Genomic DNA, 11,279 nt, shown 5'->3' on the forward strand with positions numbered 1-11,279 from the left:
ACAATGAGAAGAAAGATTTTTTTTATACCCATAATTTTATCGGTAACTGCATTGGCATGCAGTACAATTAAGCAATCTACAACACAAAATATTAAGCAAGAGCAAGAAGTAATTGAAAATACTCTACCTGCTATAGATACTGCGAGTAATGAAATTACTGTAAGTGAACCTGAATCAGAAACAGATACCCTGGCATTTCTAAAATTAAACAATGTTGATGTACGTTACGATCTAGATGATAATATCAACACCAATTTTTCAAGTAATCTGGATAGCTTATTACATCTATGGTATATAAAAAACACAGATTCTAATTACAGTAGCGAAAAGGTAAATACCAATATCACTTTAAACGATTCTGTATACATTGATCGCTTAAAGCAAATTCCTTCTTTAATTGATTTATCTTACAACAAGATAGTTAAAAACTACATTAAACTATATTCAGAAAAGAGAAGATCTCAAGTTGAATACATGATGGGATTATCGGAATATTATTTCCCAATTTTCGAAGAAATTCTAGATAAAGAAGGCTTGCCTCAAGAATTAAAATACCTTCCAATTATTGAATCGGCATTAAATCCTAAAGCATTATCACGTGCTGGAGCCAGTGGTTTATGGCAATTCATGTATGGAACAGGGCGCATGTACAAACTAAACATCAACTCATTTGTTGATGAAAGAAGAGACCCTGTAAAATCGAGTTATGCTGCGGTTAAATATTTAAAGGATATGTACAAAGTGTATGGCAATTGGCATTTGGTAATTGCTGCTTACAACTGTGGGCCTGGAAATGTTAACAAAGCTATTCGACGTAGTGGTGGTAAAAGAAATTACTGGGATATCTATTATCGTTTACCTCGTGAAACCAGAGGATACGTTCCAGCTTTTATTGCTGCTATATACACTTTCAATTATCACAAGGAGCACAACCTTTATCCTAAGAAATCGAATTTCCCAATTGCATGCGATACCTTAATGATTAATGAAACTTTACATTTCGATCAAGTTTCGAAAGTGATTAATATTCCTAAAGAACAATTAAGAGATTTAAATCCACAATATCGAGCTGATATTTTACCTGGAGGAAAAGCATACTCCCTTAAACTTCCGTTAAAATTAACCTCAAAATTCATCGATATGCAAGATTCAATTTTTGCGTACAAGAAGGATTATTATTTCAGCCAAAAAGATAAGGTTGTTAACCCTAGAGACAGGTATCAAAAATTTGCTCATGTAACACCGAAAAACAAGGCTAAGGTATACTACAAAGTAAAGCCTGGTGATGCAGTAGGTTTGATTGCGTCATGGTTTCACATTAGGACCTCTGATTTGCGCTACTGGAATAATATCAGAAGAAACTTAATTAAAGTAGGACAAAAACTAGTAGTTTATGTTCCTAAATCTAAAGCTGATTATTACCAAAACTTCAACAGTATGAGCTATGCACAAAAACAAGCTACATTGGGAAAAAAAGTAAGTTCCACAAGCACTGCTGTTGCTGCTACAAATACACCTAAAAAAACAGACGGATCGTATGTTTACTATACGGTACGAAGAGGTGATAATTTCTGGACAATTGCTAAAAAATTCCCTGGGGTTTCGAACCACGATATTATGAAATTGAATAATATTAATGATGCCAGAAGTCTTAAAGTAGGGCAAAAATTAAGAATTAAACGAAAGAGTTAATCTTACATACTGCATAAAAAAAGCGAAGAAATATCTTCGCTTTTTTTATGGGATTTATAAACAAATTCTTCTAATTTATAAACAAATCATCAGTTCCGTTATTTAAATTATTTTTAAATTAACAAATTTTACAACACCTGATAACTTTAATATACTGTGACTTACATACATTTTTAAGCATAGCATGATGCACAAAGAAAGATTTTTTTTGATTAGTGACCTTAATATAATTAAATTGCTTTCGATAAATAAAAACAATAAGTTTTTATTTGTTCCCCGATTCATTGATATGCTAATTAGCTTCCGGTAAAATCATTCCCCGATTTGCCGGAAGCCGGGAACAACACATTTCCATCCTTATTTTATAAATCCAGGTCTCATCCTTTTACTTCTTCTGTTGCTTCTTCGTTTAAATCTTATCACTCCATAAGCAATTAAAAGTACCACTGGAATTAAAAAGTTAAAATACTTGATCATAAATACTTTTCCATCGGAAATTTCTTTCAATGGTCGCGACAATACGCCTTTTGTTCTTAAGCTCATTAACCCTGAGTCATCTGAAAGCCAATCTATCGCATTAGCAAAAAGGTTAATATTGTCTTTTTGAATTGAAATTTTATTTGCACCAAATCCGTTTACAATAAAGTCTCCATCACCAATCAAACATATCTTGGCTTCTTCTTCTCCACCCATCGCCCCCGATAAAGTAGCAGCAACAGTTAAATCTGGATACAAAAAGTCTTGTGCTCTCCAATTTCTGCCAATATTAAAGCTTATAGGAGCTTTCAATTTTCCTGATATTTTTGATGTATATGCCAATGGTTGGTAATTCATTAAAGTATCACCCACATACTTTATCGGACTGGCAAATTGTAAAATCAGAGTTTCAATACCATCCGTTATACTATGATTTGTAAATTGAGAAATGACAGGTAAAAATGGAAAATTAATTTGCTGTGGGAATGAAAAAAATCCTTGCTGTTGCACTGTTACTGTACCACATTTTTTATCAACAATAAAAGAATCTTCCACATATAATCCTTTCTTCTCAAGCCATTTTTCCAAACCTGTGTTTACAGTTACTCCTATACCATCATTTAGCATTCCCCTAACTCGCTCCATCGCTATCATCAACGATCCACCTTTTTCAAGATAATTATCAAGGCTTCCTAATTGAGTTGGGGAAATTGTACCAGTTGGACCAATTAACATCAAGCATTCATATTTTTCCAAATCAGGTTCTGCCAGAAGATAAACAGGTTTTACATCATACAATATTGATAATTCATCCAACACTTGTTCAATAGATGCAAATTCTGGCTCTCCATGCCCCATGATATAACCAATTTGAGGTTTATCTTTAATGGTTAACCTCTTGATTAAAGTAGACAAAGTATATTCCATAGCAATTCCAGGCTTAATCAGAGGAATTGCTTCAAACTCATTACCAACCTGTATTACCATACCTAAAAAGACCCTTTGGACCTTTAGCTGATCTTTTTCCCTAATTTCTAATGGTACTGGGTGAATTCCAGCTTCTATAGCTTCTTGTTCGAGCTCTTCATTTTTATTTGGATTGATGTATTCAAAATCAATTTTTCTATTGCTATAATGACTATACTCTGTTAGTAAGTTTTTTAAATCCTTAACAGTTCTATTTACGTCGGTAGGTAGGTCTTCAGAAATATATAAAGTGATAATAATTGGCTCATTTACCTCTCTCAAGATACGTTTTGTTGAACGATCTAAGGTATACCTTTTATCTTCGGTAAAATCGGCTCTTAGAAAAAACATTGAAGAAAGTGAATTCAACACAATCAACAAGCCAGCCACCATTAAAATATTATATACAACTTTTCTTCTTTTTATCATCTTTAATATCTAACACATTATACTTGCAGGTTTCTATTCGAAAGAATCATTTTAGACGAATACAAACAAAAGAACGAAATTGAAAAGAAATAAATTAAATCTTTTGTATCAACAACACCACGAGTAATTGACTCAAAATGTGTGGATAAACTCAAAAAACTAAATACACTTCCTGTAAATCCAACAAAATTTGCAGCCAAAACATCAAAAATAATATGGAAAAATATTCCAATTGACAATGCCGTTAAAGATGCAACGATTGGATTTGAAAACAAGCAACTTGTTAACAACCCAATACTTATATATACCATGCTCATCAAGAGCAAACCTAAATATCCTAGGACAATTGCTGAGTGATCAACAGGACCAATGCCCCACAAAGTAAAATAGTAGAACAATGTAGGTGTTAAAGCTATTCCTATTAGAAAAAAAGTTGACAAAAACTTCCCTAAAATTAGTTGCCAATCACTTACAGGTTTGGTGAGTAACAATTCCAGAGTACCTGCCTTTAACTCACCTGCAATAGATCTCATAGTTAACGCAGGAATAAAAACAAACAAACTCCAGTATGCTACAGTAAAAAAAGTATCAAGACTCGCCTGTCCTAAAAAGAATACATCTGCACCGTAAATCCATGTGAAAAATCCACTAAAGCCTAGAAAAATCACAATTAATACATAGGCTGTAAGCGAATCAAAAAAGGAATTTAGCTCTCGATATGCAATGTGTAAAATTTGCTTCATAAATCTATTAATGAAGAGTTAACTGACGGAAAATATCTTCCAATTTCTTCTCGGTTGGTGTTAATTCCGAAATATAATAATTGTTTCGGACACATAAATCAAAAATAGGCTTAACTGAGGTTTCCTCCTTCAATGATTGCACCTCAAACAACTGTTTATCGATGTCGATGAAATCCACAGAATCAACAGTTTCTAAATTCAATAAACTTTCGAAAATATCATTTACATCACCTCCTTGAATTCCCAGTTTCAAAATTTCGTTCCCTGCAGCCTGTTTCCTTAATTCCTCAGCTGTACCATCAACAACGATTCTACCATTGTTAATGATTAAGATTCGGTCACAAGTTGCTTCTACTTCCGCAAGAATATGAGAGCTTAGTATTACGGTTTTCTCCTTCCCAATTCTTTTTATTAGCTCTCTAATTTCAACAATCTGATTGGGATCTAATCCTGTAGTAGGCTCATCCAATATTAAAATTTCAGGATCGTGAATTAAAGCCTGAGCCAAACCAACTCTTTGCTGATATCCTTTAGATAGCTCACTAATCAACTTGTGCTTTTCTCCTTCAAGTCCACAAATTCGAACCATATCCAAAATTCGCTCGGGAATTAAGTATCTGGGAATACCATGAATTTTCGCAATAAACTCTAAAAAATCAATAATATTCATATCCTGATAAAGAGGATTATTCTCAGGCAAATAGCCAATATTCTTCTTTATTATTTCAGGATGCTCTTTTATAGAATAACCTCCAACTTTAACATCTCCCTCATCTGGGTTTATGTAACAGGAAATTGCTTTCATCGTGGTTGTCTTTCCCGCACCATTCGGTCCTAAAAAGCCTAATACTTCTCCTGCTTTTACACGAAAAGAAACATTGTCTACAGCTTTTTGCGGGCCATATCTTTTAGTCAGATGCTCAACAACTATATCCATATTTAGAAACTTTCATTTGGTATCTAACAAATTTAAAAAAATCGACTTTTCTATGATTAGACAGTCAGTGATTTAACAATTATTAACAATTTGATAAAATCTATCAATTTAAAATATCATTTAAAAAAATACTACTTTTGCCACATGATTAAAGCGGTGATTTTTGACATGGATGGGTTGCTAATCGACTCAGAACCATTTTGGCAAGAGAGTGAAAACCTTGTATTCAACTCATTGGGAATTAAAACAAATAAAGAAATGTTTGAAATTTTCATGGGGAAAAGAATTGATGAAGTTGTAGATGCCATGTGGGAAATTCAAAACTGGAATCATAAAAGCAAGACGGAAGTTGTTGACTCTATCGTAAACCATGTAATTAAATTGGTTAAAGCAAAAGGAAAAGCTTTAACTGGCGTGTATAATACTTTAGAAAACTTAAAGCAATCATCCGTAAAGCTAGGATTAGCTTCATCATCGAAAATGAACATTATTGAAGCTGTTCTGGACAAATTGAACATTCGAGAATATTTTGAAGTTGTTCATTCTGCAGAGTACGAAGAGTATGGCAAACCTCATCCTCAAATTTTCATTTCAACCGCAAAAATGCTTGGTGTAAATCCAAGTGAATGTTTGGTATTTGAAGATTCCTTAAATGGTGTGATATCAGCTCTAGCTGCGAATATGAAGTGTTTTGCTATCCCCGAATCAGGAGCATTGAATTTGAAAAAATTCATTATCGCAAATAAAACTTTGGGCAGTCTAAATGATTTTAAAATCACCGATTTAGAGAGTTTATAATTGGATCCAGGATTTGGATGAAATCTTCCAACTCCAAATCACCGGTAACAATTTTATGCTTTGCTTGCTCGTAAAAAGGTTTTCTGAAATTAAGATGGTTCTGAATGTATTCCAACATCTCTTCTTGAGAAAAGTTTTTTACAAGAGGGCGCTCTGTTTTTGAACTTGTAATTCGATCGCGCAATAACTCAGGAGTTCCCTCGATATAAAGTGTATCTCCCAAAGAATTCATCTCTTGCATATTATTATTGAAACAAGGAGCTCCTCCTCCTGTTGCGATAATCACATTGTCAATATCAACAATAGATTGCAAAGCACTTTTTTCTCTTTCTCGAAACCCTTCCTCATTGTATTTGGCAAATATTTCAGGAATCATCATTCCTTCACGTTCTTCAATGTGGGTATCTAAATCAAGAAAACGAAGCCCATAATGATTGGCTATCATTTTACCCCAACGCGATTTTCCACTCCCCATATATCCTACTAAAAATATTCGCATAACAATAAGAAAAAACAGGTGCCTGAGACACCTGTATTATTACATATTCAATTCAATTTGATTTTTATCGTCTTCGGTTGTTACCTCATCAACTGCTTCACTTTCCAAATCTTCTGTAATTTCATTCTCCCTTGGAAGTGGTTCTATTTCTTCAATCTCGGCAATTTCGTAGATACTTAATCGTTTTCCTCGTGCCTTGTATGATTTAACTCCAATAAACTCCTCTCCTTCTATAATTTCATTTGGTCTATCTTCATTTTTACCTCCAAACGAAATCTCGAACCTAGGATGTTTTTCATCGGTAAGAATCAACAGTTTGTTCTCTGGATTATCGCCCACAAACCCCGTTGGCTTGCCATTTCCTTCCATGGTGAATCGCTTCAGGTACCAATATTCCTGATCTGCATCGTAGAATACAGCTGACCACACCTTCTCTGCATCAAATTTTTCAATAATACTGATCTTATCCGAATAATGATTGCTCAAATCGAAGCTGGTAAAATGGAAAGTAGAAGGCCTGCTCACCACAAGAATTCTATCGTCTCCCATAAATTCTCCCAAGAAATCACCTCGCTGATCGGTATTCAGACGCAAGACATCCGGATCGAACCAGATTTTACGACCACCCAATGTAGAAACACCTTCATGCTTCAAAGTAATCTTGTGTACATCGTTTCTGGAAAGAATATTTCCCATTGATGCACGTCCTTTAACAGCCAATTCTGCAAAATCAAACTCAAAGTTTAATTTCTTCAATCTTGGTTTTGGCTTCAATACTACTCTAATAATTTCTGCTTCCCCATTAGGATTAGCCGTGAAATAAAGAATTCTCGAACCTGTTGTTCCTTTGGTCAAATCATACTCTTTATCTCGAGTAATACTGGTTACCGAGAATCGCTTCACATAGCAAATTCCACCACGTCCATCACGATAGGCTACATTGTAGATGGTTCTCTTATCGTTCTTACGGAAAACAGCAATATGCAAGATATTCTTACCTATAAATGATTTATCAGAAACTTTGGTTACAAAGTAAGTTCCATCTTTTCTGAAAATAATCACATCATCAATATCCGAACACTCGCATACATATTCATCTTTCTTCAAGCTGGTTCCCATGAAACCATCTTCGCGATTGATGTATAATTTTTGATTTGCCACAACCACCTTGGTTGCCACAATATTCTCGAAACTTCTGATTTCAGTTTTTCTCTCTTTTCCTTTGCCATATTTCTTTTTAATGGCTTGGAAATATCGAATTGTGAAAGGTATAATATTGGCGATATGGACTTTAATTTCCTCAATCTCATCCTCGATTGATTGTATATAGTCCTTCGCTTTATCGATATCAAATTTCGAGATACGTTTGATTTTAATCTCTGTTAATCGAACAATATCGTCTTCGGTTACCGCTCGCATTAAATGCTGCGTATGTGGCTTCAAACCTTCATCAATGGTAGAAAGAACCGATTCCCAGGTTTCACATTCCTCAATATCACGATAGATTCTATTTTCGATAAAGATTCTTTCCAAAGATGCATAGTGCCAAGCTTCTTCCAATTCATTCTTACGAATTTCAAGCTCTAATTTCAGTAAAGCAACGGTATTATCAGCCGATCTCCTAAGAATTTCTGATACTCCAATAAACTTTGGTGTATCATCTTCAATAATACAGGCATTTGGTGATATTGATGTTTCACAATCGGTAAATGCATACAGTGCATCAATGGTTTTATCTGAAGAAATACCATTTGCCAGGTGAATTAGAATTTCAACATCAGCAGCTGTATTATCATCAATCTTCTTGATCTTGATTTTCCCCTTATCGTTTGCCTTAATAATTGAATCAATCAAGCTCGAAGTAGTCTTGCCAAAAGGAATTTCAGAAATCTTTAAAGTCTTGTTATCAACCTTCTCAATTCTTGCACGAACTTTAACTGCTCCCCCTCTTAATCCATCGTTATAACGACTAACCTCAACCATTCCGGCAGTAGGGAAATCAGGATATAGCACGAATTCCTCTTCTTTCAGATAAGCAATACAAGCATCAATTAACTCGTTAAAGTTATGTGGTAATATTTTTGAAGCCAATCCAACCGCAATCCCCTCTACTCCTTGAGCCAGCAATAATGGGAATTTTACAGGAAGCGTAATTGGTTCCTTATTTCTACCATCGTAAGAAAGTTTCCAATTGGTAGTTTTCGGGTTGAACAAAACCTCCAAGGCAAACTTCGATAAACGCGCCTCAATATAACGAGGAGCTGCAGAAGAATCACCCGTAAGTATATTTCCCCAGTTTCCCTGAGTATCGATCAACAAATCCTTTTGTCCCAATTGCACCAAGGCGTCACCAATAGATGCATCACCATGAGGGTGATACTGCATGGTGTTACCAATAATGTTCGCAACCTTATTGTAACGCCCATCATCCAATTGTTTCATAGCATGCAAAATCCTACGCTGAACAGGCTTTAATCCATCGTTCACATAAGGTACTGCACGTTCCAAAATTACATATGATGCATAATCCAGAAACCAATCCTGATACATACCAGAAAGGTAAGTAACATTTCTCATGGCTTCTGATTGGGCACCGTTCACTTCGTTGTCCAACTCCTCCGGGTTCTCCATATCTTGTCTCTCTTCGCTACTCATAGAGATTTTTGGGTTTAATGGTTTTTATTCGATTTACTGATTGTGGGTTTTTAATCCTTACAACTCATCTTTTTCAACATACAAGTTGTCGATAATAAACTCCTGTCGTTTTGGTGTATTCTTACCCATGTAGAATTCCAACATTCCTGAAACTGAATCATCTTTTTTCATCACGACCGGATCTAATCTGATGTCTTTTCCAATAAAATTTTTGAATTCGTCAGGGGAAATCTCACCCAATCCCTTAAATCGCGTAATTTCGGGTTTTGCTCCCAAACGTTTAATTGCCTTCTCTCTTTCCTCATCAGAGTAGCAATAGAAAGTTTTTCTCTTATTTCTAACCCTGAATAAAGGTGTTTGTAAAATGTAAAGATGTCCTCCTCTTACCAAATCTGGGAAGAACTGAAGGAAGAAGGTAATCAACAGCAACCTAATGTGCATACCATCCACATCGGCATCCGTTGCAATAATTACGTTGTTATAACGCAAGCCTTCCATTCCATCTTCAATATTTAAGGCTGCTTGTAGTAAGTTAAATTCCTCGTTCTCGTAAACAATTTTTTTGGTCAGTCCATAGGTATTAAGCGGCTTCCCTTTCAAGCTAAATACAGCCTGTGTGTTTACATTTCTCGATTTTGTAATCGATCCACTTGCCGAATCACCCTCGGTAATAAAAATTGAGGTTTCTGATTTTGATTCGTGCTTTGAATTAAAGTGGACTCTACAGTCGCGCAACTTTCGGTTGTGAAGGCTTGCCTTCTTTGCTCTTTCCTTTGCAATTTTCTTGATTCCTGAAATCGCTTTACGCTCTTTCTCGTTTTCAAGAATCTTTTTATGCAAGATGTCTGCAACCTCTGGATTTTTGTGCAAATAGTTATCCAAATTCGAAGTCACAAAATCCATAATGAAATTACGAACCGATGGCCCATTTGGACCAATATCTTTAGATCCTAGTTTGGTTTTGGTTTGCGATTCGAAAACCGGTTCCTCAACTTTCACACTAATTGCTGCAATTATTGAAGTTCTGATATCCGATGTATCGAAATCTTTCTTGTAAAAATCGCGTACCGTTTTTACAACTGCTTCACGAAATGCTGCAAGGTGTGTTCCTCCCTGTGTTGTATGCTGTCCGTTTACAAACGAATAATACTCCTCACCATATTGTCTGCCATGTGTAAGTGCAATTTCAATATCATCCCCTTTCATGTGGACAATATCATATAAGCCTTCAGAATTCATATTCTCATTCAGCAAATCCAATAATCCATTTCTGGATAAAAATCGCTGACCGTTAAAATAGATCGAAAGACCTGCATTCAGATACACATAGTTCTTTAGCATGGTTTCGATGTACTCCGAAATAAATCTGTAGTTCGCAAACATCTCCTCATCGGGATGGAAGGTAATCTTAACCCCATTCTTTTCTTCCGATGGCTGAATTTCTTCCTCCGCTAAAAGAACACCTCGCGAAAATTGGGCTTTTTTTACTTCTCCCTCTCGAAAAGATTCAATAATGAATTCATCCGACAAAGCATTTACGGCTTTAATACCTACACCATTCAATCCAACCGACTTTTTAAAGGCTTTTGAATCGTATTTGGCCCCGGTATTCATCTTAGAAGTTACATCGATCACCTTTCCCAATGGTATCCCTCGCCCATAATCACGAACGGTAACTTTACGATCGGTAATGGTAACCTCTATTGATTTACCAATACCCATTGCAAATTCGTCAATGGAGTTATCAATTACTTCTTTTAATAAAATGTAGATACCATCATCATGGGAAGAACCATCGCCTAATTTCCCGATATACATCCCGGGACGTTTACGGATATGTTCTTTCCAGTCGAGTGTACGTATTGAGTCTTCAGAATATTTTGCAGTCATGAAAATTTCGCGTTTTTACAAATATAGCTAAAAGAACGATTCCTAAGAAAGTAGTTTATCAACAGGCTGTTAAAAGGCTTTAAAAATAAGCATTTCAGAAAAGACAACTAAAAACTTATATCTCTAAAAATCAATTCAAATGATTTTCAAAATAAAATTCATTCCAAATTAAGACAACACTTAATTTTTAAAA

Annotated in this window: 8 protein-coding genes; 2 read left to right on the forward strand and 6 right to left on the reverse strand. The window is 35.1% G+C overall.

What is annotated here, in order from left to right; translation table 11 throughout:
* The first annotated feature begins 3 nt into the window (after window positions 1-3).
* Entirely contained in the window at window positions 4-1,692 is a 1,689-nt protein-coding gene (locus DF185_RS12705) for a lytic transglycosylase domain-containing protein (protein ID WP_110361125.1), read from the forward strand.
* Between the two features lie 357 nt (window positions 1,693-2,049).
* Here DF185_RS12705 and DF185_RS12710 read toward each other — a convergent pair whose 3' ends face one another.
* Genes DF185_RS12710 through DF185_RS12720 form a run of 3 tightly spaced genes read right to left on the reverse strand, consistent with a single transcriptional unit; the run spans window position 2,050 to window position 5,244 of the window.
* A complete protein-coding gene (locus DF185_RS12710) occupies window positions 2,050-3,564 on the reverse strand; it encodes a GldG family protein (protein ID WP_110361126.1) in 1,515 nt (504 codons plus the stop codon).
* 17 nt (window positions 3,565-3,581) lie between these two features.
* Window positions 3,582-4,307 carry an ABC transporter permease subunit gene (locus DF185_RS12715; protein ID WP_110361127.1) on the reverse strand — a complete coding sequence of 242 codons (726 nt, stop codon included), beginning with the start codon at window positions 4,305-4,307 and terminating at the stop codon, window positions 3,582-3,584.
* Between the two features lie 7 nt (window positions 4,308-4,314).
* Window positions 4,315-5,244, reverse strand: coding sequence for an ATP-binding cassette domain-containing protein (locus DF185_RS12720; protein WP_110361128.1), 930 nt, complete (start codon window positions 5,242-5,244; stop codon window positions 4,315-4,317).
* A 144-nt stretch (window positions 5,245-5,388) separates the two neighbouring features.
* On the opposite strand from DF185_RS12720, the gene hxpB reads away from it, so the two are divergent.
* Window positions 5,389-6,042 carry a hexitol phosphatase HxpB gene (gene hxpB, locus DF185_RS12725; RefSeq protein WP_110361129.1) on the forward strand — a complete coding sequence of 218 codons (654 nt, stop codon included), beginning with the start codon at window positions 5,389-5,391 and terminating at the stop codon, window positions 6,040-6,042.
* Here hxpB and DF185_RS12730 read toward each other — a convergent pair.
* From DF185_RS12730 to DF185_RS12740, 3 genes are read right to left on the reverse strand one after another with little or no spacing between them, the layout of a single operon-like run.
* A complete protein-coding gene (locus DF185_RS12730; RefSeq protein WP_110361130.1) occupies window positions 6,020-6,541 on the reverse strand; it encodes a shikimate kinase in 522 nt (173 codons plus the stop codon). The genes hxpB and DF185_RS12730 overlap by 23 nt on opposite strands.
* A 39-nt stretch (window positions 6,542-6,580) precedes the next feature.
* On the reverse strand, window positions 6,581-9,196 hold the full coding sequence (locus tag DF185_RS12735; protein WP_110361131.1) for a DNA gyrase/topoisomerase IV subunit A: 2,616 nt from the start codon (window positions 9,194-9,196) through the stop codon (window positions 6,581-6,583).
* A gap of 57 nt (window positions 9,197-9,253) precedes the next feature.
* Window positions 9,254-11,086, reverse strand: a complete 1,833-nt coding sequence (locus DF185_RS12740) for a DNA topoisomerase IV subunit B (protein WP_110361132.1) — start codon at window positions 11,084-11,086, stop codon at window positions 9,254-9,256.
* Window positions 11,087-11,279: the final 193 nt, after the last annotated feature.

Origin of the sequence: Marinifilum breve, assembly GCF_003202155.1 — a bacterium.
GTDB classification, from domain to species: domain Bacteria; phylum Bacteroidota; class Bacteroidia; order Bacteroidales; family Marinifilaceae; genus Marinifilum; species Marinifilum breve.